The organism is Paracoccus cavernae (assembly GCF_042430175.1).
In the GTDB taxonomy this organism is placed as follows: domain Bacteria; phylum Pseudomonadota; class Alphaproteobacteria; order Rhodobacterales; family Rhodobacteraceae; genus Paracoccus; species Paracoccus cavernae.
In genome coordinates this window covers 13,481-36,644 of sequence record NZ_JBHMDZ010000017.1, presented here as the reverse complement: position 1 = coordinate 36,644, position 23,164 = coordinate 13,481, and the positions used below count along the sequence as shown (strand labels likewise).

Annotated in this window: 26 protein-coding genes and 1 tRNA gene; 22 read left to right on the top strand and 5 right to left on the bottom strand. The window is 62.8% G+C overall.

Going from position 1 to position 23,164, the window contains the following annotated elements; all coding sequences use genetic code 11:
* Positions 1 to 25: 25 nt before the first annotated feature.
* A complete protein-coding gene (locus ACFFUC_RS12205; RefSeq protein WP_377686600.1) occupies positions 26 to 1,228 on the bottom strand; it encodes a penicillin-binding protein activator in 1,203 nt (400 codons plus the stop codon).
* A gap of 101 nt (positions 1,229 to 1,329) precedes the next feature.
* Here ACFFUC_RS12205 and rsmI point away from each other — a divergent pair, with 101 nt between their 5' ends.
* The 3 genes from rsmI (at position 1,330) to gshB (ending at position 3,697) form a co-directional block, all read left to right on the top strand.
* Entirely contained in the window at positions 1,330 to 2,286 is a 957-nt protein-coding gene (gene rsmI, locus ACFFUC_RS12200) for a 16S rRNA (cytidine(1402)-2'-O)-methyltransferase (RefSeq protein ID WP_377686598.1), read from the top strand.
* Complete coding sequence (locus tag ACFFUC_RS12195; protein WP_377686596.1) at positions 2,273 to 2,665, top strand: YraN family protein; 393 nt, start codon at positions 2,273 to 2,275, stop codon at positions 2,663 to 2,665. The genes rsmI and ACFFUC_RS12195 overlap by 14 nt, the downstream gene beginning before the upstream one ends.
* Positions 2,666 to 2,749: 84 nt before the next feature.
* A complete protein-coding gene (gene gshB / locus ACFFUC_RS12190; protein WP_377686594.1) occupies positions 2,750 to 3,697 on the top strand; it encodes a glutathione synthase in 948 nt (315 codons plus the stop codon).
* Between the two features lie 30 nt (positions 3,698 to 3,727).
* Here gshB and ACFFUC_RS12185 read toward each other — a convergent pair whose 3' ends face one another.
* Positions 3,728 to 5,242 (bottom strand): YifB family Mg chelatase-like AAA ATPase, encoded by a 1,515-nt coding sequence (locus ACFFUC_RS12185; protein WP_377686592.1) that lies wholly within the window; start codon positions 5,240 to 5,242, stop codon positions 3,728 to 3,730.
* A gap of 149 nt (positions 5,243 to 5,391) precedes the next feature.
* Between ACFFUC_RS12185 and ACFFUC_RS12180 the strand changes: the two genes are divergently transcribed.
* The 10 genes from ACFFUC_RS12180 (at position 5,392) to ACFFUC_RS12135 (ending at position 14,834) form a co-directional block, all read left to right on the top strand.
* Positions 5,392 to 6,759 (top strand): bifunctional phosphopantothenoylcysteine decarboxylase/phosphopantothenate synthase, encoded by a 1,368-nt coding sequence (locus ACFFUC_RS12180; RefSeq protein ID WP_377686590.1) that lies wholly within the window; start codon positions 5,392 to 5,394, stop codon positions 6,757 to 6,759.
* Complete coding sequence (locus ACFFUC_RS12175; RefSeq protein WP_377686588.1) at positions 6,756 to 7,832, top strand: cysteine desulfurase family protein; 1,077 nt, start codon at positions 6,756 to 6,758, stop codon at positions 7,830 to 7,832. The genes ACFFUC_RS12180 and ACFFUC_RS12175 overlap by 4 nt, the downstream gene beginning before the upstream one ends.
* On the top strand, positions 7,825 to 9,354 hold the full coding sequence (gene sufB, locus ACFFUC_RS12170; RefSeq protein WP_377686587.1) for a Fe-S cluster assembly protein SufB: 1,530 nt from the start codon (positions 7,825 to 7,827) through the stop codon (positions 9,352 to 9,354). Before ACFFUC_RS12175 ends, sufB begins: the two co-directional genes overlap by 8 nt.
* A gap of 24 nt (positions 9,355 to 9,378) precedes the next feature.
* Complete coding sequence (locus tag ACFFUC_RS12165; RefSeq protein ID WP_377686585.1) at positions 9,379 to 10,197, top strand: FkbM family methyltransferase; 819 nt, start codon at positions 9,379 to 9,381, stop codon at positions 10,195 to 10,197.
* Positions 10,198 to 10,323: 126 nt separating this feature from the next.
* Positions 10,324 to 11,082 carry a Fe-S cluster assembly ATPase SufC gene (gene sufC / locus ACFFUC_RS12160; protein WP_377686583.1) on the top strand — a complete coding sequence of 253 codons (759 nt, stop codon included), beginning with the start codon at positions 10,324 to 10,326 and terminating at the stop codon, positions 11,080 to 11,082.
* On the top strand, positions 11,079 to 12,425 hold the full coding sequence (locus ACFFUC_RS12155; protein WP_377686582.1) for a SufB/SufD family protein: 1,347 nt from the start codon (positions 11,079 to 11,081) through the stop codon (positions 12,423 to 12,425). The genes sufC and ACFFUC_RS12155 overlap by 4 nt, the downstream gene beginning before the upstream one ends.
* A complete protein-coding gene (locus tag ACFFUC_RS12150) occupies positions 12,422 to 12,910 on the top strand; it encodes a hypothetical protein (RefSeq protein ID WP_377686580.1) in 489 nt (162 codons plus the stop codon). The genes ACFFUC_RS12155 and ACFFUC_RS12150 overlap by 4 nt, the downstream gene beginning before the upstream one ends.
* Positions 12,907 to 13,503: a YIP1 family protein gene (locus ACFFUC_RS12145; RefSeq protein ID WP_377686578.1), complete on the top strand. Its 597-nt coding sequence runs from the start codon at positions 12,907 to 12,909 to the stop codon at positions 13,501 to 13,503. Before ACFFUC_RS12150 ends, ACFFUC_RS12145 begins: the two co-directional genes overlap by 4 nt.
* Positions 13,500 to 14,711, top strand: coding sequence for a cysteine desulfurase (locus ACFFUC_RS12140; RefSeq protein WP_377686576.1), 1,212 nt, complete (start codon positions 13,500 to 13,502; stop codon positions 14,709 to 14,711). Before ACFFUC_RS12145 ends, ACFFUC_RS12140 begins: the two co-directional genes overlap by 4 nt.
* Positions 14,712 to 14,757: 46 nt before the next feature.
* Positions 14,758 to 14,834: transfer RNA gene (locus ACFFUC_RS12135), tRNA-Arg, on the top strand.
* A gap of 5 nt (positions 14,835 to 14,839) precedes the next feature.
* Here ACFFUC_RS12135 and ACFFUC_RS12130 read toward each other — a convergent pair.
* The 3 genes from ACFFUC_RS12130 to ACFFUC_RS12120 all read right to left on the bottom strand — a co-directional run bounded on the left by ACFFUC_RS12130 (position 14,840) and on the right by ACFFUC_RS12120 (position 16,989).
* On the bottom strand, positions 14,840 to 16,084 hold the full coding sequence (locus ACFFUC_RS12130) for a site-specific integrase (protein ID WP_377686574.1): 1,245 nt from the start codon (positions 16,082 to 16,084) through the stop codon (positions 14,840 to 14,842).
* A gap of 348 nt (positions 16,085 to 16,432) precedes the next feature.
* A complete protein-coding gene (locus tag ACFFUC_RS12125; protein WP_377686572.1) occupies positions 16,433 to 16,612 on the bottom strand; it encodes a hypothetical protein in 180 nt (59 codons plus the stop codon).
* A 17-nt stretch (positions 16,613 to 16,629) separates the two neighbouring features.
* Positions 16,630 to 16,989, bottom strand: a complete 360-nt coding sequence (locus tag ACFFUC_RS12120) for a hypothetical protein (RefSeq protein WP_377686570.1) — start codon at positions 16,987 to 16,989, stop codon at positions 16,630 to 16,632.
* A gap of 845 nt (positions 16,990 to 17,834) precedes the next feature.
* Here ACFFUC_RS12120 and ACFFUC_RS12115 point away from each other — a divergent pair.
* The 9 genes from ACFFUC_RS12115 (at position 17,835) to ACFFUC_RS12075 (ending at position 23,155) form a co-directional block, all read left to right on the top strand.
* Positions 17,835 to 18,056: a helix-turn-helix domain-containing protein gene (locus ACFFUC_RS12115; RefSeq protein ID WP_377686568.1), complete on the top strand. Its 222-nt coding sequence runs from the start codon at positions 17,835 to 17,837 to the stop codon at positions 18,054 to 18,056.
* A gap of 80 nt (positions 18,057 to 18,136) precedes the next feature.
* On the top strand, positions 18,137 to 18,406 hold the full coding sequence (locus ACFFUC_RS12110; protein ID WP_377686567.1) for a hypothetical protein: 270 nt from the start codon (positions 18,137 to 18,139) through the stop codon (positions 18,404 to 18,406).
* Positions 18,406 to 18,561 carry a hypothetical protein gene (locus tag ACFFUC_RS12105; protein ID WP_377686565.1) on the top strand — a complete coding sequence of 52 codons (156 nt, stop codon included), beginning with the start codon at positions 18,406 to 18,408 and terminating at the stop codon, positions 18,559 to 18,561. Before ACFFUC_RS12110 ends, ACFFUC_RS12105 begins: the two co-directional genes overlap by 1 nt.
* Before the next feature lie 132 nt (positions 18,562 to 18,693).
* Positions 18,694 to 20,781, top strand: coding sequence for a phage major capsid protein (locus ACFFUC_RS12100; RefSeq protein WP_377686564.1), 2,088 nt, complete (start codon positions 18,694 to 18,696; stop codon positions 20,779 to 20,781).
* 80 nt (positions 20,782 to 20,861) lie between these two features.
* Complete coding sequence (locus tag ACFFUC_RS12095; RefSeq protein WP_377686562.1) at positions 20,862 to 21,212, top strand: DUF2190 family protein; 351 nt, start codon at positions 20,862 to 20,864, stop codon at positions 21,210 to 21,212.
* Positions 21,212 to 21,550, top strand: coding sequence for a head-tail joining protein (locus ACFFUC_RS12090; RefSeq protein ID WP_377686560.1), 339 nt, complete (start codon positions 21,212 to 21,214; stop codon positions 21,548 to 21,550). Before ACFFUC_RS12095 ends, ACFFUC_RS12090 begins: the two co-directional genes overlap by 1 nt.
* Positions 21,547 to 22,770: a hypothetical protein gene (locus ACFFUC_RS12085; protein ID WP_377686559.1), complete on the top strand. Its 1,224-nt coding sequence runs from the start codon at positions 21,547 to 21,549 to the stop codon at positions 22,768 to 22,770. Before ACFFUC_RS12090 ends, ACFFUC_RS12085 begins: the two co-directional genes overlap by 4 nt.
* Positions 22,740 to 22,826, top strand: coding sequence for a peptidoglycan-binding protein (locus ACFFUC_RS12080; protein ID WP_377686682.1), 87 nt, complete (start codon positions 22,740 to 22,742; stop codon positions 22,824 to 22,826). Before ACFFUC_RS12085 ends, ACFFUC_RS12080 begins: the two co-directional genes overlap by 31 nt.
* 2 nt (positions 22,827 to 22,828) lie before the next feature.
* Positions 22,829 to 23,155, top strand: a complete 327-nt coding sequence (locus ACFFUC_RS12075; protein WP_377686558.1) for a hypothetical protein — start codon at positions 22,829 to 22,831, stop codon at positions 23,153 to 23,155.
* Positions 23,156 to 23,164 lie beyond the last annotated feature (9 nt).

The window sequence follows — 23,164 nt, the reverse complement described above, 5'->3', positions numbered from 1 at the left end:
TCGTCGGGCGATCCTTGCTCCAAAATCAGAACCCGAAGCCGTTGAAGCTTTTGGGTGCGGGATCGAGGATCACGACCTGGCCGTTGCGCACCGTGCCGACCGCAAGGGCGCGGTCGTTGGTGCCGTCGCGACGCAGACGGAAGGCGCCGTTGATGCCGGCAAAGCCCGAGCTTTGCGTCAGGCCCGCGGTGGTCAGCGCATTGCGCTTGCCGGCACGCACCAGCGCCGAGATCGCGGCAACGCCGTCATAGCCGAGCGAGCCGAGATCATGGGGCGCCTCGCCGTAGGCGGCGCGGTAACGCTGGTCGAACTGGGCTTTGCGGGCATTGTCGGGGATGGCGAACCAGCCGCCCTGAACGCCCGGAAGCTGCAGGCGCGCGGTCGGCTGGTCCCAACGGGTCAGGCCCATCATCTGGGTTGTGGCCGAGTTCACGCCGGCCGCATTCAGCTTGTCGAGCAGGTAGGGCAGTACCGCGCCCTGGTTGGCGGTCATGAACACCGCATCGACATTGCCCGAATTCGCCGCCGAGACGACATTCGGCACGATCGCATCGATGCCGCTGGTCGAAACCGAATGGTTCGCGGTGCCCGCGAGGGTCGCGCCGTTCTTTTCGATCGCGCGCTGGATCGCGCGTGCACCGACCTGACCGGCCGCATCGTCTTCGGCAACCATCAGGATGCGCTTCTTGCCGTTCTTGACGCCGTAGCGCACCAGACGGTTGGCGACGTTGTCGAACGTATTGCCGAGAACGAAGACGTTGCCGCCCGCGATATCGGGGTTGTTCGAGAAGGACAGCACGTTCACGCCGCGCGGAGCCATGGCATTGCCGACCGCATTGGTCGAATCGGCAAAGAGCGGCCCGAGGATGATTTTCGCGCCCTCGTCGACGGCCTTGTTGGCTTGGGCGACGGCCTGGGCAGGCTCGGAGCCGGCGGGATAGATGCGCAGATCGATGGTTGCGCCCTGCGCATCCGCCGCTGCCATTTTTGCCGAATTCGTCAGCGAGCGCGCCAACCATTCAAGATCGGCGCTGCCCGAACCGGCCGGCACCAGAAGCGCGACCGGAACCGGCTGGCTCGGGTCGATCATCTGGCCGGTCGAGGGGCCGGAAGCGCTATCGCCGATGGGCTGACAGGCGGCCAGAAACATGGCCGAAACCGCAGCGCCGATCCGCGCGAGGGGACGGCGCAGGCTCATGGCGCCGCGGAACGTTTGGGTGACGGACATTGCGGTGATTCCCTATTGGCAGTGCTGGAGGCTTAACGTCGGCAGGTTATTGGCATATTGGGCTGATGGCAACTTGTGCCAAAACAGTGAAAGGGTATCCCATGCAAGATCCGGCCGATGGTTCGGGGAGCTCCTCGCGCCTGCCCCAGGCGCAACCCGCGGATACGCTTGCAGCCAGAATTCTGGGTGTGAAACCCGAGGCGGGATTGCATCTGATCGCGACCCCGATCGGTACGGCGCGCGATATCACCTTGCGCGCGCTCGATACGCTGAACGGTGCGGATGTGCTGGCGGCCGAGGATACCCGCACCCTGCGCCATCTCATGGAAATCCACGGCATTCCTTTGCGCGGTCGGCGCGTGGTCGCCTATCACGACCATAATGCCGAACGTGCGCGTCCCGCGCTGATGCGCGCCTTGGCCGAGGGGCAAAGCGTGGCCTATGCCTCGGATGCGGGCACGCCGCTCGTCGCCGATCCGGGCTACCGGCTTGCCCGAGACGCTGCCGAGGCGGGCTACCGCATCCATTCCGCGCCGGGGCCTTCGGCTTTGCTCGCGGGGCTGACCGTCTCGGGCCTGCCGAGCGACCGCTTCATGTTCGTGGGCTTTCCCCCCGCGGCCAAAGGCGCCAAGCGCCGCTGGATCGAGAGCTGGGCAGGTGTCGAAGCGACCGTGGTTTTGTTCGAAAGCCCCAAGCGCGTTAAGGAATTGTTGGAGATTATGTGCGAATCTGATCCGGAGCGGGATACCGTGATTTGCAGGGAGCTGACCAAGAAGTTCGAAGAGGTAATGCGCGGAACGGCAGCCGGTCTTGCCAGGGACATCCCCGAACAGGGTTTGCGGGGCGAGGTTGTGGTCCTGTTCGGCCCGCCGCAAGTCAAACCCGCCGATGAAGGGGATATCCGCAATGCTCTTGTGGCGCTGCTGAAGGATATGTCGGTGAAAGACGCTTCGGCACAGGTCGCAGCCCGTTTGGGGCTGCCGCGACGTGAGGTATATGCCTTGGCGCTCGATCTGGCCAAAGGGGCAAAGGAAGAGAGTGAAGATGACGACGGCTGACCTGAACCACCACACGCGCTCGATCCGCGGCCTTGTCGCTTATTCGGGCGGGCGACTGGCCGAAGAGGGGGTTGCCGCCCGATATGTGGCGGAGGGCTATCTTTTGCTCGAAACCCGTTATCGTTCCCGCGCCGGCGAGATCGACCTTATCCTGACCAAGGACGGCGTCGTGGTCTTCGTCGAGGTGAAAAGCGCGGGCAGTTATGATCAGGCGGCTGCGCGGATCTCGCGGCGGCAAATGGACCGGATCTGTCTGGCTGCATGCGACTATGTTTCGCGACTGCCCGAAGGTATGCTGACAGAGATGCGTTTTGATGCGGCGCTGGTCGATGCCCAGGGCATGATCGGGATCATCCCGAACGCTTTTGGCGAGAACTAGTTCGCATCATCCACCCACCAGCCTACTTGCATTGCCCTATCGCTCGGGCGACAACCTCGACAAATTGTCGATGGGAGAATGGCCATGAGCCTTTATGTCGCCTTGCAGATGGATCCGGTCGAAGATGTTTCGATCGATGGCGATAGCACGTTCCGTCTCGGACTCGAGGCTCAGGCGCGCGGTCACCGGTTGTTCCAGTATACGGTCGACGATCTGAGCTATCGTGAAGGACGGGTGATGGCTTACGGGCGCAAAATCACTTTGCGCCGCCAAAAGGGTGATCACGTCGGTTTTGGCGAGTGGGAAACCGTCGATCTGGCAGATTTCGATGTGGTCTGGCTACGTCAGGATCCGCCTTTCGACATGGCCTACATCACCTCGACCCATCTGCTCGACCGCGTTCATCCCGACACCTACGTCGTCAACGATCCTTTCTGGGTGCGCAACTCGCCCGAAAAGCTGCTGGTTCTGGATTTTCCCGATCTCACGCCGCCGACTTTGATCACCCGCAATATCGCGGATATTCGCAGCTTCCGTGAAAAGCATGGCGATATCATCGTCAAGCCGCTTTACGGAAATGGCGGGGCCGGTGTTTTCCATCTGCGGCCAGAGGATCCGAACCTGTCCTCCTTGATGGAGGTTTTCACCAGCGGCAGTCGCGAGCCGGTGATTGCCCAGCAATATCTGCCCGCCGTCGTCAAAGGCGACAAGCGGATCATTCTCGTTGATGGCGAGCCGATCGGGGCGATCAACCGCGTGCCTGCGGCGGGCGAGGCGCGCTCGAACATGCATGTTGGCGGGCGTCCCGAAAAAGTCGGACTGACCGAGCGCGAGGCCGAGATTTGCGCGCGGATCGGGCCGGTTCTGCGCGAAAAAGGCCTCATCTTCACGGGGATCGACGTGATCGGCGGTTGGCTGACCGAGATCAATGTCACCTCGCCGACCGGCCTGCAGGAGCTTGAGCGCTTCGACGGAGTCAATGGTGCCGGTCTGATTTGGGAAGCGATCGAGCGGCGTCTGGCCGCTCGCTGAGGCTTTGGCCTTCGCCGACGGCCCCGCAATTTAGCCGCCATTGACGAGAAGCAGGCGGTAGCCGACCGCCTCCGCGATATGCGGGCTCCGGACTTGTTCGGAGCCCGCGAGATCGGCGATGGTGCGTGCCGATCGCAGTGCCCAGTGATAGCCGCGAGCGGTGAAGCCGAATTTGTCGGCTGCGCGCAAAAGTAGATCGCGACCTTCGGGATCCGGCGTTGCGACTTCGTCGAGGAAGCTTCCGTATAGATCGGAATTCGTTTTGATTTCCTTCGATCCCGAGTAGCGCCGAGCCTGGACTTTGCGCGCGGCGGAGACCCGTTCCGCGACCGGCGCGCTGGGCTCCGACGGAGTGCGGATATCGAGATCGGCGAGCGGGACGGCGGACAATTCGATGCGCATGTCGAAACGGTCCAGCAGCGGCCCCGAGATCTTGCCCAGATAATCCGCCCCGCAAACCGGCGCGCGCGAACAAGCGTGGCGCGGGTCACTCAGGTATCCGCAGCGGCAGGGATTGGCGGCGGCGACCAGCAGGAAGCGGCAGGGGTAGCGGATATGGGCATTGGCGCGCGCGACCACGACCTCGCCCGTCTCGATCGGCTGGCGCAGGGTCTCGAGGACGGCGCGCGAAAATTCGGGCAGTTCATCGAGAAAGAGCACGCCGTTATGGGCAAGGCTCACCTGACCGGGGCGTGCGCCACGTCCCCCGCCGATAATTGCGGCCATGGAAGCGGTGTGATGGGGGTCGCAAAAGGGCGGCTCGCGCGACATTCCCTTGTTCTTGAGACTGCCCTCGATCGAATAGATCATCGAGGTTTCCAGTGCTTCGGCGGCGCTCAGCGGCGGCAAAAGGCCGGGCAGGCGGCGCGCCAGCATCGACTTTCCCGCGCCCGGGGGGCCGAGCAGCATGATATGATGGCGCCCTGCCGCAGCGATTTCGAGCATACGGCGCGCACGCTCCTGCCCTTTGACATCGGCCAGATCGGGGCCGCCGGCCTGCGGGCTTGCCTCGCCCGGTTGCGCGCGCGGCAGCGGATTGCGATGCGTGAGGTGGTCGGTGACCTGCCTGAGCGACGGCGCGGCGAAGACCGGCGTCGTCCCGATCCATGCCGCCTCGGGCCCGCAGCTTTCGGGACAGATCAGCGCGCGCCCGAATTCCGAGGCGGAGAGGGCGGCGGGCAGCGCACCCGCGACGGCGACGATACGGCCGTCAAGCGCGAGCTCGCCGATCGCGATGACGCTTTCGAGCTCTTCTGCGGGGATGATCTCGAGTGCCGCGAGCACCGCCAGAGCGATCGGCAGATCGAAATGCGACCCTTCTTTCGGGATGTCGGCGGGGGAGAGGTTCACCGTGATGCGCTTGGCTGGCATGGCGATGGCGAGGGCGGAAAAGGCGGCGCGGACGCGCTCTTTGGCCTCGGTCACGGCCTTGTCGGGCAGGCCCACGATGGTGAAGGCCGGCAGCCCTGCCGCGATCGCGCATTGCACCTCGACAAGCCGGCCCTCGAGACCTTCGAAAGCCAGGGTATAGGCGATGGCGACCATGGGCTTCTCCGCTTTCGCAACAGCGTTATCCGGCGGATTTTAAGAAAGGGTTAACACGCTTTTTCGCCCAAGGGTTTTGCTCAGCTTGCTTGTCGCGGAGCCCGCTTCGGCCTATGTCCTGTCATGCAGTGACAAAAGAGGGGTCCGCGATGCAGGGCAATCGTATTCTGCTGGTCGTTGGAGGTGGTATCGCGGCCTTCAAAGTGCCCGAGCTGATCCGGCTTTTGCGACAGGACGGCATGGCGGTGACGCCGGTGTTGACCAAGGCGGGGGCGCAGTTCGTGACGCCTCTGACCCTGTCGGCCTTGGCCGAGGCCCCCTGTCATCAAGAGCTTTTCGACCTGACCCGCGAATCCGAGATGGGACATATCCAGCTTTCGCGCTCGGCCGATCTGGTGGTTGTGGTGCCCGCGACCGCCAATCTGATGGCGCGGATGGCCGCGGGGTTGGCCGATGATCTGGCCACGACGCTCTTGCTTGCGACCGACAAGCCGGTCCTGATCGCGCCCGCGATGAATGTGCGCATGTGGGAACATCCCGCGACGCGCCGCAACCGCCGCCAGTTGCAGCAGGACGGCATCCTTTTCGTGGGGCCGGGCGAAGGTGTCATGGCATGCGGCGAATATGGCGACGGGCGCATGTCCGAGCCTGCGACCATTCTCGAGGCGATCCGCGCGCAATTGGGCCGGCCCGTTGCCGCACCTGCGACGGGGCTTGCGCCTTTGCTTTTGCGCAACGACGAGGAGCCCGAAGAGGAGCGTCCGCTGCGTCTGCCGCCCGAGGCCGTGGTCAAGCTGCCCTCGCGCCGCGTTCTGGCGGGCAAACATGTCATCGTGACCTCGGGGCCGACGCATGAGCCGATCGATCCGGTGCGCTATATCGCGAACCGCTCTTCCGGTGCGCAGGGCACGGCGATTGCTTCGGCTTTGCGCCATTTGGGCGCGCGCGTAACCTTCGTGACCGGTCCCGCAAGCATTCCCGCGCCCGAGGGCGTCGAGGTCGTGCCGGTCGAGACCGCGGCCGAGATGCGCGCGGCGGTCGAGCGGGCCTTGCCTGCGGATGTCGCGGTCATGGCGGCGGCGGTTGCCGATTGGCGGGTTGCCAATGCAAGCGACAGCAAGATCAAAAAGGACGGCAGCGGCCATATTCCCGCGCTCGAATTTGCCGAGAACCCCGATATTCTCGCCTGGATCAGCCATCTCGAAGAGGGCAGGCCCCAGCTTGTCGTGGGCTTTGCCGCCGAGACCGACGATGTTCTCGCCCATGCGACCGCGAAACGGCTGCGCAAGGGCTGCGACTGGATCGTTGCCAATGACGTCCACCCCTCGACCGGCATCATGGGCGGCAGCGAGAATGCCGTGATCCTGATCACCGAACAGGGGCCGGAGCACTGGCCGCGCATGGCCAAAAGCGCCGTGGCCGACAAGCTGGCCGACCGCATCGCCGAAGAAATTTGCTCGGAAGAGGCGCTCAAGGAAGACCGGCAGGCGCGCCAATTGCCGGAGGCGGGGCTGTGAGCCGGATCTATCTCGACTGGAACGCGACGACACCGCTGCGCATCGAGGCGCGCGACGCCATGATTGCCGCAGCCGAAATCGTCGGAAACCCCTCGTCGGTCCATGCCGAGGGGCGGGCGGCGAAAATGGCGCTGGAGCGTGCGCGCGAAGACGTGGCGCGGGCCTTGGGGGCGGAAGGGGCGGATGTGATCTTCACATCGGGCTCGACCGAGGCGGCTGCGCTTGCGCTGGAGGGGCGCGATTTTCACTGTTCCGGTGTCGAACATGACGCGGTCAAGGCCTGGTGCCGCGCCGATCTGGGCACCGATGCGGGCGGCATCGTCACGGTCGCGGATCCGGCGCGGTCGAGCCTCCAGCTTGCCAATTCCGAGACCGGCGTTTTGCAGAAACTGCCCGAAGGTCTGGCCGTCAGCGATCTGACGCAGGCTTTCGGCAAAGTGCCGATGGCATTCAACTGGCTGGGGATCACCGCCGGTTTCGTCTCGGCCCACAAGCTTGGCGGGCCCAAGGGGGTGGGGGCGCTGGTCGTGAAGCGCGGCACCGATCTGGAGGCGCGCATCAAGGGCGGCGGACAAGAGCAGGGACGGCGCGCCGGAACCGAGAATTTGATCGGGATCATGGGATTCGCGGCAGCCGCCAAGGCCGCGCAAAATGATCTGGATCAAGGTTTGTGGGACAAAGTGGCCCAAACCCGTGATTCGTTGCTGGGCGCTCTGGAAAACGGGGCGGAAGGTGTTACATTCTTGGGGCGCGAATCCCGCCGCTTGCCGAATACCTTGTCGATGCTCACCCCAGGGTGGCGTGGCGAGACGCAGGTGATGCAGATGGATCTCGCCGGATTTGCCATATCGGCAGGTTCGGCCTGCTCCTCGGGAAAGGTCCGGGCCAGCGGTGTGCTGCAGGCCATGGGGATCCACCCCGAACAAGCGGGCGACGCGATCCGCATCTCGTTCGGCCCGAGCACGGCTGAACGGGATGTCATGCGTTTTGCCGACGCGTGGCTTGCCTCGTGGCAACGCTGGCGTGAACGGAACAGAGGGCGGGAAACCGCAGGAAAGGATGACCATGGCTGATCTGGCTACCTCCCCGGAGCTTGAGGTTCGCGAAGGCGTGGACCGTGAGACCGTCGAAACTGTCCAGAACATGGGCAGCTACAAATACGGCTGGGATACCGAGATCGAGATGGAATATGCCCCCAAGGGGCTGAACGAGGACATCGTTCGTCTGATCTCGGAAAAGAACGAAGAGCCGGAATGGATGACCGAATGGCGCCTGCAGGCCTTCCGCCGCTGGCAGACCATGACCGAACCCAAATGGGCGATGCTGAACTATCCCGAGATCGACTATCAGGACCAGTTCTACTACGCGCGCCCCAAAAGCATGATCGAGAAGCCCAAGTCGCTGGACGAGGTCGATCCGAAATTGCTGGCGACCTACGAGAAACTGGGCATTCCGCTACGCGAGCAGATGATCCTTGCCGGTGTCGAAGGCGCCGAGGAGGCCCCTGCCGAGGCGCGCAAGGTCGCGGTCGATGCGGTTTTCGATTCCGTTTCGGTCGGCACCACCTTCAAGGACGAGCTGGCCAAGGCCGGCGTGATCTTCTGCTCGATTTCCGAGGCGATCCGCGAACATCCCGAGCTGGTCAAGAAATACCTCGGCTCGGTCGTGCCGCAGACCGACAACTTCTTTGCGACGCTGAACTCGGCGGTCTTTTCGGACGGCTCGTTCGTCTACATCCCGCCGGGCGTGACCTGCCCGATGGAGCTGTCGACCTATTTCCGCATCAACGCGGAAAACACCGGCCAATTCGAGCGCACGCTGATCATCGCCGACAAGGGCAGCTATGTGAGCTATCTTGAAGGCTGTACCGCGCCCAAACGCGATACCGCCCAGCTTCACGCTGCCGTGGTCGAGATCGTCATTCTCGAGGATGCCGAGGTCAAATATTCGACCGTCCAGAACTGGTTCCCCGGCGACGAGGAAGGCAAGGGCGGCATCTACAACTTCGTGACCAAACGCGCCGATTGCCGCGAGGCCCGCGCCAAGGTCATGTGGACGCAGGTTGAAACCGGCTCGGCGATCACCTGGAAATACCCGTCCTGCATCCTGCGGGGCGACGAAAGCCAGGGCGAGTTCTATTCGATCGCCATCGCCAACAACATGCAGCAGGCCGATACCGGCACCAAGATGATCCATCTTGGAAAGAACACCCGTTCGCGCATTGTTTCCAAAGGGATTTCTGCCGGCAAGGCGCAGAACACCTATCGCGGTCAGGTCTCGATGCACCCGCGTGCCACGAACAGCCGCAACTATACGCAATGCGACAGCCTGCTGATCGGCGATCAATGCGGTGCCCATACGGTCCCCTATATCGAGGTCCGCAACAACTCGAGCCGTGTCGAGCACGAGGCGACCACCTCGAAAGTCGATGACGACCAGCTCTTCTATTGCCGCGCCCGCGGCATGGACGAAGAGGGCGCGGTCGCACTGGTGGTGAACGGCTTCTGCCGCGACGTTCTGCAGGCCTTGCCGATGGAATTCGCGATGGAAGCACAGGCACTGGTCGCGATTTCGCTTGAAGGGTCGGTCGGATAACGACGGCAACGGGGAGGGCAAGGCATGACGCTTGAGGATACCAAAACGGTCGAGAAAACGGATGTGGCCGAACAGAAGTTCGACGCGTCCCGTGCGCTTCGGACCTATTTCGACCGTGGCCGGATCAATTTGCCTCAAGGGCATGTCGCCGTCTTCCGGCACGACGATGTCGAGATCATGTTCAACGTGGTGAACCCTCTCGACGTCGTCCAGCGCGCCCATTCCAAATCGGCGTTCTACGAGCGCGAGGACCTCGATGTCATCCGGCAGCATTTCCCCGCAGGCGGCGTTTTCGCCGATATCGGGGCCAATGTCGGCAACCATAGTGTTTTCGCGGGCCGGATCCTCGGTGCGAGCTCGATCATTCCCTTCGAGCCCAACCCGGTGGCCCAAGAGATCTATATCTCCAATATGATCCTCAACCGTTTGATGGATAAGCTGGATTTCAGCTTCTTCACCTATGGTCTGTCCGACCAGATGGACGAGAATCTGGCCATGCGCTGGAACCCCAACAACCTCGGCGGCGGCCGTATCGTGCGCAATGCGGGAAAGGATCCGGACGGGGTATCCGTTATTCGGGGCGACGATGCGTTGTTGAACAAGCAGGTCGATTTCATGAAGATCGACGTCGAAGGTCTGGAAATGGAGGTCCTCGCGGGGCTCGCCCAGACCGTTGCAGCGCGTCGTCCCACGATGTTCATCGAAATCGACAACCGTCACGCCGACGCCTTTCTGGCTTGGGTGGAGGCAAACGACTACACGATCGAGGCCCGTATCCGGCATTACGCCGTGAACGAGAACTTTCTTGTTCGTGCCAAAGAGAAAGCAGGGGCGAGCCGCTGAAGCGTCACCCCAAAACCGGACGCGGCTTCGGAAATGCCGCTCGCCAATGATCCTTGCGGATCCAAACGAATTTGATGGTCGTCGCAGCTAGGGGGGCTGCCGCCATCCCAGATGTAAGAGGAAATTATGCTGGAAATCAAAAACCTGTACGCCGAACTCGAAGATGGCAGCAAACAGATCCTGAAAGGGGTCAGCCTCAGCGTTCCCGCAGGTGAAGTGCATGCGATCATGGGCCCGAACGGTTCGGGTAAATCGACGCTGTCCTATGTGCTTTCTGGCCGTGACGGCTACGAGGTGACCGATGGTAGTGCCTCGCTCGATGGCGAAGACCTGCTGGCGATGGACCCCGAAGAGCGCGCGGCCGCGGGCCTTTTCCTCGCCTTCCAATATCCGGTCGAGATCCCGGGCGTCGGTAACCTGACCTTCCTGCGCACCGCGCTGAACGCGCAGCGCAAGGCACGCGGCGAAGAGGAACTCTCCTCGGGCGACTTCCTCAAGGTCGTGCGCGAAAAAGCGAAATCGCTCAATATCGATGCGGAAATGCTCAAGCGTCCGGTCAACGTCGGCTTCTCGGGCGGCGAGAAAAAGCGCAACGAAATCCTGCAGATGGCAATGCTCGAGCCCCGCATGTGCATCCTCGACGAGACCGACTCGGGTCTGGACGTCGATGCGATGCGTCTGGTCTCGGAAGGCGTGAACGCTTTGCGCTCGCCCGACCGCAGCTTCCTTGTGATCACCCACTATCAGCGCCTGCTCGACCACATCAAACCCGATGTCGTCCATATCATGTATAACGGCCGCATCATCAAAACCGGCGGGCCGGCGCTGGCGCTTGAAGTCGAAAAGAACGGCTATGCCGAACTGCTCGCGGAGGTCGCGGAATGACCGATCTCGCAACCCTGACTGCCGAGGCCGCCCAAGGGGCAGCCGCAGGCAAGGGCGGCGATGCTTTGTCGCTGCGACTGGCTGCGCTGGATCTGCCCAAGGGCGGCTTCACCGCGGCGGCCCGTGCCGATGCTTTGGCGCGTCTTCAGGCGATGGGGCTGCCCGGCCCGCGCGACGAATACTGGCGCTACACCCCGCCGGCCGCTTTCAACGCGGCCAAGGCCGAAGCGATCGAGATTCCGGCCGACGCCGGCGACTCGCCGCTTTTCGACGATATCGACCGGCTGAAGCTGGTCTTCGTCGATGGTCGTTTCGATGCTTCGGCGTCTGATGCGATCACGGGCGAGGGCTTTACGCTTGATACGCTGGCCGCAGCCGATGCGCAGGCCGACCACTGGGCCAAGCCGGTTTATGGCACGCTCGAGGCTGCGGGCCAAAAGCCGGTTCTGCGTCCCTTCGCGGCGCTGAACACGCTGGCCGCAACCGATGGGGTCCTGATCCGCGTCACGGGTGTCGTCCAGCGTCCGGTCCATATCATTTATCGCCGCAGCGCTGCCGCCGCCGATGTGATCATGCACAACCTCGTCAAGCTCGAGCCGGGTTCCGAGATCACGCTGCTTGAAACCGGCATGGTCGGCGCCCGCGCCAATACCCTGCTCGAGGCCGATATCGGCGAGGGCGCGCGCTTCCACCACATCATGGCCAAGCGCGCCTCTTATCCCAAGGTCGGAAACGGGCATCTTTTTGCACGCGTCGCCGCCAAGGGCCTGCTCAAATCCTTCGAGCTTTCGGTCAGCGGCCGCATGATGCGCAACGAGAGCATTGTCGATATCGTCGGTGACGACGCGGTGGCCCATGTCGCTGCAGCCGCGCTTGGCGACGGCAAGGACGGTCCGTTCCACCACGACAACACCGTCTTCATCACCCATGCGGCCGAGCGGTGCGAAAGCCGTCAGGTCTATAAAAAGGTGCTCAAAAACGGCGCGTCGGGGATCTTCCAAGGCAAGATCCTTGTGAAACAGGGTGCGCAGAAAACCGACGGCTACCAGATCAGCCAGGCGCTTTTGCTCGACGAGAACAGCCAGTTCCTCGCCAAGCCCGAGCTGGAAATCTACGCCGACGACGTGAAGTGCAGCCATGGTTCGACCACGGGCGCGCTGGACGAAACCGCGCTCTTCTATCTGCGCTCGCGCGGCGTGCCGCGTGCCCGCGCCGAGGTTCTGCTGGTGCTCTCTTTCCTCGCCGATGCGTTGGAAGAGGTCGAGGATCTCGAACTGCGTCTGCGCGTCGGAGAAAGGCTCGAGCAATGGCTGACCGCACGGGCTCAGGCCGAGCTGGGATGAGCCAAAAGGGCATTCTGCCCCGGATCGTGCGCAGTTGGTGGCAACCCGGTTCGGTTCTGCGCGAGATGCGCGGCACGCCGGATCGGGTGCTCATCGTCATTTTGATGGTGGCCATGCTGATCTTTCTGGTGGCGCAGGCTCCGGGCCATGCCCGCGCGGCTGAGCTCGACCCTTCGATCCCGCTTGACGCGCGGATCGGCGGGGCGGTTCTCGCCGTGATGTTCATCATGCCGGTCATCGCTTTCGCGCTGGCCGCTCTGGTTGCGGCGCTGTCCAAGCTGACGCCGCGGCCCGTCTCGCCCGAGGATTCGCGCCTCGCGCTGTTCTGGGCATTGCTTGCCGTTTCACCGGCCATGCTTCTCGCCGGAATGACCGGCGGCTTTCTGGGGCAGGGACTGCCGCTGACCATCACCCAGAGCATCGCAGGTCTGGGTTTTCTCTTCATCTGGGGCGCGGGTCTGCGCGCCGTTGCAGGACATAAATGACCGATCTCTCGCTGGGTAACCTTGCCGTCCTGACCGTCAAAGAGCCCGAACAGGGCCTGCGCGCCCTACAGGGGCTGAACCTGCCGATGGGCGCAAGGTGGATGGCGATGGCTCTGGCGGTCTGCCTGTCGACGCTGGTCGGCGGGATCGCGAACATGTTGATCCCGCTCCCGCCCGAGGCGGCGAGTCCGCTGCTTTCGCTGCTGACCGCACCGGGGACGCTGGTGGTCATCCAGTTCGTCGCCCTGACGGTCTCGGCCTTCCTGATGGCCAATGTCGGGCGGATGTTCGGCGGCTACGGGAGCTTTGCCGACGCGCTTCTGGTCACCGCCTGGATCGAGACGCTGCTGGTCGGCGTGCAGGCGGTCCAGCTGGTGATGGTGCTGGTCCTTCCGGGGTCGGGCCAGCTGACCTCGATCGTGGCCTTCGGGCTCTTTCTCTACCTCACAGTGATGCTGACCAAGGCGCTCCACGGTTTTTCCAATCCGTTCATGGTGATCCTCGGGCTGATCGGGACGATGTTCGTCCTCGGATTTGCCTTGACCTTCCTTGCCGCCGCGTTCGGCCTCTTGCCGGAGATTATCGCCCAATGACCTATGATATCGCCAAAATCCGCGCCGATTTCCCGATCCTGTCGCGCGAAGTGAACGGCCGCCCGCTGGTCTATCTCGACAACGGCGCCAGCGCGCAGAAACCGAAGGTCGTCATCGACGCGATCTCGCAGGCCTATTCGATGGAATATGCCAACGTCCATCGCGGTCTCCATTACCTCTCGAACCTCGCGACCGACCATTACGAGGCGGTGCGCGGCAAGATCGCGCGCTTTCTCAATGCCAACCACGAGGACGAGATCATTTTCGCTTCGGGCGCGACCGAGGCACTCAATCTGGTCAGCTATGCCTGGGCCGCCCCGCGCCTGCAGGCCGGTGACGAGATCGTTCTGTCGCTGCTCGAACATCACGCGAATATCGTGCCCTGGCATTTCCTGCGCGAGCGTCAGGGTGTCGTGCTCAAATGGGTCGAGCCCGAGCCCGACGGCAGCCTGCCTCCCGAGAAGGTCCTCGAGGCGATCGGCCCGCGTACCCGTCTGGTCGCGCTGACGCATATGTCGAACGTGACCGGCACGCTTGTCGATGTCGGCGCCGTGGCGCGGGGTACCGATGTGCCGGTGCTGGTCGACGGCAGTCAGGCCTCGGTCCATACGCCGGTCGATGTCGCGGCGCTCGGCGTCGATTTCTATGCGATCACCGGCCACAAGCTTTACGGCCCGTCGGGCTCGGGGGCGATCTGGATCTCGCGCGAGCGTCAGACCGAGATGCGGCCCTTCCTCGGCGGCGGCGACATGATCCGCACCGTGACCCGCGACACGATCGATTACGCCGATGCGCCGTTGAAGTTCGAGGCCGGCACCCCCGGAATCGTCAACCAGATCGGTCTCGGCGTTGCGATCGACTATCTGACAGCGCTGGGGATGGAGAACATCGCGGCGCATGAGCATATGCTGCGCGACTATGCCCGCGAGCAACTCCGCGCCCTCAACTGGCTCGAAGTGCAGGGCGACGCGCCGGACAAGGGCGCGATCTTTTCGATCACGATGGAGGGCGCGCATGCCCATGACGTCTCCACCATCCTCGACAAACGCGGGATCGCGGTCAGGGCAGGGACCCATTGCGCGATGCCGCTTCTGGACTTCTACGGCAAAACCGCAACGGCGCGGGCGAGCTTTGGTCTTTACAACACGACCGCCGAAGTCGATGCGCTGATCGACGGTTTGAAATTCTGTCGCGAGCTTTTCGCCTGACCCCCATTGCAGCCCGCGGTTTTTCCCGCTAATCACAAAGCAGTCCGCACCCATAGCTCAGCTGGATAGAGCGCTGCCCTCCGAAGGCAGAGGCCAGAGGTTCGAATCCTCTTGGGTGCGCCATTTGCCTAATCTCCCATTGAAAAATAAAGACTATTCGCGATTTTTGTATCGTGGTCGGCTTTCGATACAATGTTCCGTTCTGTTCCAGCCCCGCTGATCAGTCGTTTCATCTCTGCCGCGCGGGTATATTGCTCGACCTCTTGCAGGGTTTTGTGGCCGCCCCAGGCCATGATCGCATGCGCGGTTCCGCCTGCCTCGGCAATATCGGTCAGGCGCGATTTCCTGAGCCCGTGGGCGGTGCAATCCTGAAGCCCGGCCTCCTTCGCGGCATCTGCAATCACGTTTGACAGGCCCTTGTGGCTGCGCACCTTCCCATTTGAGGTCGCGAGAAAGGTGAATCCGCCCTTGAGGTTCTCTACAGCCAGATGGACCGTTTCGCGCTCTGCCTGCCATGAGGCGGCGAATTCAGGCAGAGGGGCATTCCACGGGATGTAGGCGGGCCCTTTGGTTTTGCTTTGGATGAAGGTCAGAATGCCGTCCTTGCCGACATGCGAAGGCGAGAGCTTCACCGCATCGATGGTTCGGGCCGCGGTCCAGTAAACCAGCTCGAAGCAAGCGCGCTGAACAGTGTTCAAAGGCCACCGACTGCGGTAGGCGGCAATGTCGTCTGCCGACCATTTTTTGTGGCCGACAATGTTTTCTTTGCGCTTCGCAATCAAGGCGGCTGCATCTTTGTCTCCATTGCCGGTGCGCTTCGCGAATTTGCTGAGCTTGCGCCAGGTCTTCAGGCGCGCGTTGGCAGGGTTAGGCGGGAGTTTCGCAAGATCCGCTTCGATGTGCCGCGATTCGATCAGGCGAAACTGGACGTCGGCATATGCCTCCTTGATTTGGTCTGCGTTGCGCTTGAGAATCGCACGATAGACAGGGCTGCCGGACAGAAAGTCCTGAGACGCCAGGAAACTGTTGATGACAGCCGCGACAGATCCCGCGCTCGCGCCACGCGATGCTTTGGCTTGTATGGAGCCAATCTGAGATTGCGCCATCGCCCAGGCTGCGATGAAATCTGGATGCAGCTCTGGCAGATCGGGCAAGCGAACGCCGGTCGCGCGGTGGTACTTCACCACCCGGTCGCCGCGCTTCTGGGCGCGCTTCATGATTGCCTGACGCTCTGCGATGGTTCGGGACAAAATCGATGCGGAGCGATCAATCCGCTCGTTTAGCTTGATAAGCCTTTGATCTTCCTCGGCAGTTGTGAAGCGGTTCCACCGTGCGTCCATCGAGGGTTGCCGGACAAGGCGCTGTTTCTTCATGTGACTTGCCTGCCTTTGCTGGCTTTTGCGGGGTGTAACGGTCGGGTGACGGATGGGTCAGGCGGCGCGATCAGCCATGAGTTCTACGTGGATCTTGCGGATAGACTCGTCCGTCTGGTCGATCCGGCTCGGTTTCTTGGCGCGGGCAAGGATGCAGATCCTCCCAGCTCGCTCTGTGCAGGCCGGCCGCAATAAGCGCGGCGTTGGTCGCCCTATCTGGCGCTATAGCAACGCCACGGTTTAGGGTCGGCATCACCCGATGGGCAGGGGCGGCGCGGTCACCGCGCAGCATCTAGTTCAGCGCGGTCGTGACGACAGGGCCGACTGGCTCATTGCGCCACCAGTTCATCACCGCGCGCCCTCGATCAGCTGATCGTTCGGGAAGGTGATGGTCGTGTGAATGGCGCTGCCGAGATCCGTGTCGCGCAGCTCGGGGAGCTCGTGCCAGACGCGGCGCAGCAGATCTTCGGTGATCAGAAGGCGCACTGCGAGTAAGGGCAGCTGCGCCGCGAAGTCTGGTCCCATCATTTGGGTAGGTGACAGCTTCACGGCGCGGCCCTCTCGGACAGGGCCTGCCAGCCGTGGGCGCGCGCTTCGGCAGCGGTGGGCGCGACGAAGTCGCGGACATCGGACAAGTCGAGCGCGAAGGCGATGATGTGAAAGATCGCGATCATCAACACGGCCAGCGCGATGCCGCCGAGAGCAAATAGCAGCGTGCTCGGGCCGCTGGTGGCGACGGGGTGGTTCAGCGGCGTGGTGCGCGCGGGGCTGCGGCCGGCGTGCAGGGCGCGGCGGATCTCGGCGCAAGGAGTGTCGCCGACATCGACGGCCGCGCGATCAAAGAGGCGCGGTGCGGAGAGGTGTTCGTCCACGTCTTTGACGGAAAGGACGGTGGGAATGTGCATGGGCTGGCTCCATCCGGCAAGGTCGAGATGGATATTATTATGCGCAACGCATAATTTATGTCAATGCGATGTGCATATAAATATGCGATACGGTCTTGGTGCGTGATTCGGATCACGCTTAGGTCCGCGCCTTTTTCATATTTCATTTGATGAGTGGGAGCTGAAAAATCCCTCTACAGCGTGCGCTGGAGTGGGCAGCAGAGGTGCGGGCAGGGCAATGCCAAGCATCCAGAGAGTGAAATCTTATCCACAGATTCGCCCTCAAGTTTTATCACCTGCAGTGCCGTCAACCGGTTGTCTTAGCTCTGTGTTCGCCTAACGTTCCGCGCAGTGTAAGGGAGGCGGGTAATGGTCGGTGGCTCAGATGGAGAGGACATGGAGTTGATCCTGCTAGCGCTGTTGGAGGTCAGCTCTCTTCCGGCCGGAAAAGATCGCGTTGACGCTTTACAACAATTGCTATCATCCGCTGCTCTTCTTCGGTCAGCCCGTCCAGGGCATCCGTTATGGCCTTTACTATTGGCGCTAGCGGACTCTGCGGATCTTGCGTCTGGGTGATAGGCTCAGCGCCGAGCTCGCCGAATAGCAACCACTCGGGCCGTACACCAAACGCTTTCGCGTATCGCGTCGCATCGTTGCGATCATACGCACGGCTTCCATTCTCGTGTGCTGCATAGGTAGGGTAGGGCTGTGCAACACGCTCAGCCCCAGCCTTTGCTGATCGGTATCCGGCTTGGCGGCGTGCTTCTTTTAGTCTGCTGTGTGCGGTGTCCATGTGAGATGTCTACAGCGTAAAAGTATGCGTAGCGCATTGACGTAAAAAAAATGCATCGTGCACAAGAATATGCATGGAGCATATTTTTCAGATTTGGCCCAAGATGACCGATCTCGCGGCAGACCTTGGCATGAGCTACCAAACTGTCGCTGCGTGGAAGCGACGGGGGCGCATTCCTGCCGAATACGATTTGCCCCTGATCGATGCTGCGCGCCGTAGAGGTGGCCGACTTACACTTTCTACCCTTGCACTCGCGCGAGCCTCCAAGCGCAGGCCTCCCGAGGATGCGGCATGAGGTATCGCCCTGCTGCATCCTCTCTCCGTTCTGATGAATGTCCTTCTGCACGAGGACACAACAGCACAGGACCTTCTGAAATGTCTTTCCGAAAATGCGGCGGCGAAGAGGCCGAACGTGTCTGGTTCGCTGGCCTGTTGTGGCGGGCGTTTCCCGAGGCGCAATCCGAAAACGAGCTGGCGGAATTGGCGGCGGATGTGCTGACCTCGGACAGTCGGCCGGTGACATCGCGCACGGTGCGCAACTGGCTGCGCCGCGAGAACGCCCCGCATTTCCGCTATGTGCTCAAGGTGATCGCTTTGGTCGGTGCCGAGACGGTGTTCCAGATCATCGATCCGGAGGTGCGCTGATGCGGATCCTTTGGCGCATGGCGCAACGCTATTACGAGGCCCGCCACCGGCGGGCCGCCCGCGTGGCCGAGCAATCGGCAGCGGATGCCGACCGGTTCAAGCGGCAGTCTGAAAAGTTTTTCAAACGGATCAAGGGGGCGCGGCGCGATCTTTGAGATTGCGCCCATAGCCCGCCAGTGTCGCCGCCGCGCGCCACCTCATGGCGCTGCCGGCGACACTGGCGGGGCGGTCGCTGCTCGATCGCCCCGCATTTTTATAAACAAGCGCGAATGCGCAAGGGACAGGTGATGATGATGAACGCAGCAGTTTCTGCCACTCTTTCCGCATGTGTCGCCGATACACCCGTCATCGGCGAGCCCGGCCGTGGGCGATGCCGCTACTATTGGAACGGGCAGGACTATTACGGCCTGAAAGCCGTGGCCGCCGCCGCAGGGGTGACGCGCAGTACGGTTCTCTACCATCTGCGCGTGAACGGCAATCTCGACAGTCTCGGGGTCTGGAACGCGTCGCGCTACGAGTGGCGCGGCGAGATCTACCGCCGACAGTCCGAGGTCGCTGCCGCGGCAGGTGTGTGCAGGGCGGTGGTGTCGGGGCATTTGGTGCGCCGCGGCAATCTCGATGCTTTGGGCGTTGGCGTGGGGCGAAACCCGCCGCGCGTGTCGATTGGCGGACGCTCGGTACGGTTCGGCACCGAAGAGGCCCGCGAGATCATGCGTGCGGAAACCTATTTCGACGGTCCTGCGGCGGTTGCGGCGGGCTTTGCGACCTCGACCGACGAGAGCGCCGATGCTGCTGCGGCAGCGCTCTTTGACTACCGGCTTTATCCCAAGGCCCCGAAAGGGCTGCGCGAAGTCGGCAACCAGCTCGGCCAGCGCGCCGGCATGTCGATGATCCGGTCGATGATGGCCGGGGCATCCAATCCGAAACCGAAGGAGAAGGCGATGAGCCGCAAATCCCAACGCACGGCCGCTCAGGTCGAAGGCGACGACGAAGACCAGATGGAAGAAGACGAGCCGATCACCTCGGAAGAAGATGATCAGACCAATCTCGAAGGCGATCTCGAAGACGAGGTTGATCTCGAGGAGGACGACGAGCTCGACCACGAGGCCGAAGAAGAAGACGCGGATCTCGAAGAAGACGAGCCGGCCGCGACGAAGGCCAATGCGCTCGGCATCCGCCGCTTCTGCGCCTCGCGCAAGATCGGCCGCGACATGGAAGCCAACTGGATCAGCCGCGGCTTGACCGCCAAGCAGGCCATTGCCGAGTTCAAGAAACAGAAGGGTCACACGATGACGAAAGCCCGCCCCGGCGCTGCCCGTACCCGCATCCTGCGCGACGAGCGCAGCACGCGCCGCGCGGCGATGTCTGATGCGCTCCATGCCCAGATTGTCGGCCGCGATCCGGCGACGGCGGCGGCACGCCCCTTTATGGAGATGTCGCTCGTGGAAATGGCGGCGGCCACCATCGGGCATCGCGGTCGTATCCGTTCGGCGGGCGACAAGGTCAACGTCTTCATGGACGCCTCGCATTCGACCTCGGATTATCCGGCGATCTTCCAGAATGCGCTGAACAAGGTGCTGCTCGAGCGTTACAGCGAATTCACCCCGACCTATCGCGCGATCGCCAAGAAGAAGAATTTCCGCGATTTCCGTCCGATGCCTCTGGTGCGGGCCGGTGACTTCCCGACGCTTCTGCCGGTGGGCGAGACGGGCGAGATCAAATGGGGCACCTTTGGCGAAAGCGGAGAGGAAGCCGTGATCGTGCCTTACGCGCGCGGTCTGACCATCTCGCGCCAGATGCTGATCAACGACGACCTCGGCGCGATCAACGACATGCTTTCGAGCTATGGCGAAACCATCGCCCATTTCGAAGAGCGTACCTTCTACGCTCAGGCGTTGACTGCGCGCCTGTCGGACGGCGATGCACTCTTCGACGCCACGCGCGGCAACCTCGCGGCTGCGGGCAGCGGGATCACGGCCGCGGCGCTTTCCGAGGGCCGTGCCGCGATGCGCAAGCAGGAATCGATCGACGGCCAGCGCCTGAACCTCGCGCCTTCGATCCTGCTGGTCGGTCCCGACATGGAAACCGAGGCCGAGATGATCGTGGCGCAGATCACGCCCACCGATGCCGGCGCGGTCAACCCGTTCTCGGGCAAGCTGAAGCCGGTGGTGACCACCGAAATCGAAGACGAATCGTGGTATCTGCTCTCGGAGCGGGCACCGTGCTGGGTCTACGGCTTCCTCGACGGTCAGGAAGCGCCGCGGGTGCGCACCGAAGAGCCGTTCGGCACGCAGGGCTTCTCGATGACGGTCGAGCACGACTTCGGCTTCGGCGCAGCCGACTATCGCGGCGGCTTCAAAAACGCCGGCGCCTAAAGGCCAAACCTTTCCGCTTTCCCGACAAGAGCCGCCTGATGGGCGGCTTTTGTCATTCATGACAGTCACGGGAGTTGACGATGAAAAGCTATCTGCAAAAGGGGACGAGCGTCTCGATCCCCGCCCCGAAAGCGGTTGCCTCGGGTGATCTGGTGGTTGCCGGTGTCCTTGCGGGCGTGGCCGGCCATGATGCGGACCCGGGCGCGCCGGTCGAGGTCCATCTCGAAGGCGTCTATCGTCTCGGCAAGGTTTCGGCGCAGGCCTGGACCGTCGGACAGGCGATCTATGTCACTCCGGCCAGCGGGCTTTGCACCAATGCGCCGGCGGCAGGGGCGATCTTTATCGGTGCGGCGATCGAGGCGGCGGCGAACCCCTCGGGTTCCGGCGTCGTGCGCCTGAATGGTGCAGTGCCGGCGGCGGCTTTTGCCTGATGACCGCGCTGTTCACCGGCATGACCCGCCTTCTGGCTGGAGCCTTCGGTGATCGCGTGACCTTTCAGCCGCGTTCGGGGCCCGCGCGGGAGATCCGCTCGATCTTTCGCGAGACCCCGATCGAGGTTGCCGGTGCCGACGGGCAGGATCTGATGATCGAAGCCCCGACATGGCGGGTCGCGCGTGACCTCGCCCCGGAGGTGGCGCGCGGCGACGCCATTACGGTGCCGGACGGGCGCGCTTTCCGCGTGATCGTGGTCCACAAGAACGGCTCGCCGAGCGCGGATGCCTTCTGGATCTGCGAGCTGCATGCCCTTGATGCCGGAGTTGCGCCATGAGCCATTACCGATCCGACTACCGCACGCTGGTGCGCGAGGCGCTTACCGCCCATCCGCGTTTCGCGGGCTTTACGGTGATGCGGGTCTGGCCCGGCTCGATCGATGCGGCCACGCTGCCTGTGATCGGCGTCCTGACGCCGCAAGAGCGTAACGCACCCGATACCCAGACCACGACGACGCGCGGCACGCTGTTGCAGGTCGCGCTGCGACGGATCGGCCATGACGAGGTCGAGGACAATCTCGACGCCGATAGCGAGGTGGTCGAGGCGGTGGTGATCGCGGCTTTGCGCAATCGCGAGCGCAACTGTGTCCTCGAGGAGACCTCGGTCGTGAGCAACAGCGATGCCCATGCTTTCGTGGGCAGGGATGAAGACCAGCCTGTCCGAAGTCGGGGTCGTCATGCGAGGATTGCGCAACGAGATGGGCGCGGCCTTCGCACCGGTGATCCAGTCTCTTGCCCAGACCTTCGTGTCGCTCATGACCAAGGGAAGCGCGCTGCGCATGGTGATCGACGCGTTGATTGCTGTGGTGCGCGTCGTCGCCCAGGAGCCAAGCAGAAGATGTCCGAGTTGCAGACCGTGCTCAAATCGCTGCGCGAGGAAGCGGCCAAGCTCAAGACCACGCTTTGGATGAGCGAGACCGATGCCACAATCTGGGACAACCTCGACAAGGCCAAGGTCTCGGCCGGCTCGGCCTCGGGCAAGGAAATCGCGAATCTTACTCGTCAAATCGAGGGCATGAAGCAGCTCAAGGACGCCACGGAGGAATGGCGAGACATGGTCAAATCCGCCTTCACTGATTTCGTGGCAAAGGGTGCCAGCTTCCGCGACAGTCTGAGCAATATCATTTCCAAGCTCGCCGAAATGGTCGCCAGCGTCGGTTTCGACAGTATCTGGAAAGGGCTGGGTGGTGACGCCATGTCCGGTTCGTTCCTTTCGTGGATCGGCATCGGTGCCAATGCCAATGGCACGCCGAACTGGCGCGGCGGGATGACGCGCGTGAACGAGCGGGGCGGCGAGATCCTCAACTTGCCGAAAGGCACCCAGATCATCCCCAACGACATCAGCAAGCGCATGGCGGATCAGGCTGCGAATAGTGGGGGTGGCGGGCATGTCTCGATCGGCCTTGACCAATCGACCGGCTCGCTGACCGCAACCATGGTGATTTCGGCGAGCGCACCGATGCCGCGGTGCGGATCTTTCAAAAGCTCAACGGCCTGAAGCCCGACGGGATCGTCGGTGCGCAGACCTGGGCAAAACTCAACAAGGGGCAGTGATCATGGACATCATCAAAGCGGCACTGCTGCCGCATCTTCTGGAAATTTTCGGGATCCTGCTGGCCTCGCTGATTGGCTGGGCCGCCAATACCGCGCGCCGCAAATGGGGCATCGACATTGAGGCCCGCCACCGCGAGGCATTGCAATCGGCGCTCCTCAACGGCGCGCGGCTGGCGCTCGAGCGCGGCTTTGGCGGGCAGGCAGCGGTGGCCGAAATCCTCAAGCATGTGCAGATCAGCGTGCCCGATGCGGTGATTGCTCTGGATGCGCGGGCTGAGGTTCTGGACAGTCTCGCGCAGGCGAAGCTGCGAGAGGCGGTACGGCAATAGCATTGCTGT

Coding starts and splice junctions, on each gene's coding strand:
- ACFFUC_RS12205 (WP_377686600.1), bottom strand. CDS start 1,228: ATGTCCGTCACCCAAACGTTCCGCGGCGCCATGAGCCTGCGCCGTCCC.
- rsmI (WP_377686598.1), top strand. CDS start 1,330: ATGCAAGATCCGGCCGATGGTTCGGGGAGCTCCTCGCGCCTGCCCCAG.
- ACFFUC_RS12195 (WP_377686596.1), top strand. CDS start 2,273: ATGACGACGGCTGACCTGAACCACCACACGCGCTCGATCCGCGGCCTT.
- gshB (WP_377686594.1), top strand. CDS start 2,750: ATGAGCCTTTATGTCGCCTTGCAGATGGATCCGGTCGAAGATGTTTCG.
- ACFFUC_RS12185 (WP_377686592.1), bottom strand. CDS start 5,242: ATGGTCGCCATCGCCTATACCCTGGCTTTCGAAGGTCTCGAGGGCCGG.
- ACFFUC_RS12180 (WP_377686590.1), top strand. CDS start 5,392: ATGCAGGGCAATCGTATTCTGCTGGTCGTTGGAGGTGGTATCGCGGCC.
- sufB (WP_377686587.1), top strand. CDS start 7,825: ATGGCTGATCTGGCTACCTCCCCGGAGCTTGAGGTTCGCGAAGGCGTG.
- ACFFUC_RS12165 (WP_377686585.1), top strand. CDS start 9,379: ATGACGCTTGAGGATACCAAAACGGTCGAGAAAACGGATGTGGCCGAA.
- sufC (WP_377686583.1), top strand. CDS start 10,324: ATGCTGGAAATCAAAAACCTGTACGCCGAACTCGAAGATGGCAGCAAA.
- ACFFUC_RS12155 (WP_377686582.1), top strand. CDS start 11,079: ATGACCGATCTCGCAACCCTGACTGCCGAGGCCGCCCAAGGGGCAGCC.
- ACFFUC_RS12150 (WP_377686580.1), top strand. CDS start 12,422: ATGAGCCAAAAGGGCATTCTGCCCCGGATCGTGCGCAGTTGGTGGCAA.
- ACFFUC_RS12145 (WP_377686578.1), top strand. CDS start 12,907: ATGACCGATCTCTCGCTGGGTAACCTTGCCGTCCTGACCGTCAAAGAG.
- ACFFUC_RS12140 (WP_377686576.1), top strand. CDS start 13,500: ATGACCTATGATATCGCCAAAATCCGCGCCGATTTCCCGATCCTGTCG.
- ACFFUC_RS12130 (WP_377686574.1), bottom strand. CDS start 16,084: ATGAAGAAACAGCGCCTTGTCCGGCAACCCTCGATGGACGCACGGTGG.
- ACFFUC_RS12125 (WP_377686572.1), bottom strand. CDS start 16,612: ATGATGGGACCAGACTTCGCGGCGCAGCTGCCCTTACTCGCAGTGCGC.
- ACFFUC_RS12120 (WP_377686570.1), bottom strand. CDS start 16,989: ATGCACATTCCCACCGTCCTTTCCGTCAAAGACGTGGACGAACACCTC.
- ACFFUC_RS12115 (WP_377686568.1), top strand. CDS start 17,835: ATGGAGCATATTTTTCAGATTTGGCCCAAGATGACCGATCTCGCGGCA.
- ACFFUC_RS12110 (WP_377686567.1), top strand. CDS start 18,137: ATGTCTTTCCGAAAATGCGGCGGCGAAGAGGCCGAACGTGTCTGGTTC.
- ACFFUC_RS12105 (WP_377686565.1), top strand. CDS start 18,406: ATGCGGATCCTTTGGCGCATGGCGCAACGCTATTACGAGGCCCGCCAC.
- ACFFUC_RS12100 (WP_377686564.1), top strand. CDS start 18,694: ATGATGATGAACGCAGCAGTTTCTGCCACTCTTTCCGCATGTGTCGCC.
- ACFFUC_RS12095 (WP_377686562.1), top strand. CDS start 20,862: ATGAAAAGCTATCTGCAAAAGGGGACGAGCGTCTCGATCCCCGCCCCG.
- ACFFUC_RS12090 (WP_377686560.1), top strand. CDS start 21,212: ATGACCGCGCTGTTCACCGGCATGACCCGCCTTCTGGCTGGAGCCTTC.
- ACFFUC_RS12085 (WP_377686559.1), top strand. CDS start 21,547: ATGAGCCATTACCGATCCGACTACCGCACGCTGGTGCGCGAGGCGCTT.
- ACFFUC_RS12075 (WP_377686558.1), top strand. CDS start 22,829: ATGGACATCATCAAAGCGGCACTGCTGCCGCATCTTCTGGAAATTTTC.